General features: G+C 43.2%; 1 protein-coding gene. It reads left to right on the top strand.

Annotated features, from left to right (window positions below):
- The first annotated feature begins 133 nt into the window (after positions 1–133).
- Positions 134–283 carry a hypothetical protein gene (locus ACFINE_RS09965; RefSeq protein WP_375621917.1) on the top strand — a complete coding sequence of 50 codons (150 nt, stop codon included), beginning with the start codon at positions 134–136 and terminating at the stop codon, positions 281–283.
- Positions 284–549 lie beyond the last annotated feature (266 nt).

Here is a 549-nt window from a genome sequence, read left to right as displayed (position 1 = left end):
CGAAAATGTTGGTCACACCCTTCCCGTACTAATTAATCCCCTAGCCCAACTCACCATCTACACCACAATAATCACAGGCACACTCACTACACTACTAAGCTCACACTGATTTCTCGCCTGAGCAGGCCTAGAAATAAACATACTAGCCTTCATTCCAATTCTAATCAAAAAAACAAACCCCCGTTCCACAGAAGCCGCTACCAAATACTTCCTAATACAATCCACCGCATCCATAATTCTTATAATAGCAACTACCCTCAACAACCTACTATCAGGACACTGAATAATAACAAGTACCACCAATCAACTCCCATCATTAATAATAACTGCTGCCCTTGCTATAAAACTAGGAATAGCCCCCTTTCACTTTTGAATTCCAGAGGTCACCCAAGGAACACCCCTAATTCCTGGCCTACTCCTCCTCACATGACAAAAACTAGCCCCCATCTCAATTATATACCAAATTCACCCATCAATCAACACCTGTGCCCTCATAACCCTCTCAACCCTATCTATTATAGCAGGTAGCTGAGGAGGCCTAAACCAGAC

This window comes from Bartonella sp. AA97HXZ, assembly GCF_042196985.1.
Lineage (GTDB): Bacteria > Pseudomonadota > Alphaproteobacteria > Rhizobiales > Rhizobiaceae > Bartonella.
This window is presented reverse-complemented; position numbering and strand designations above follow the sequence as displayed.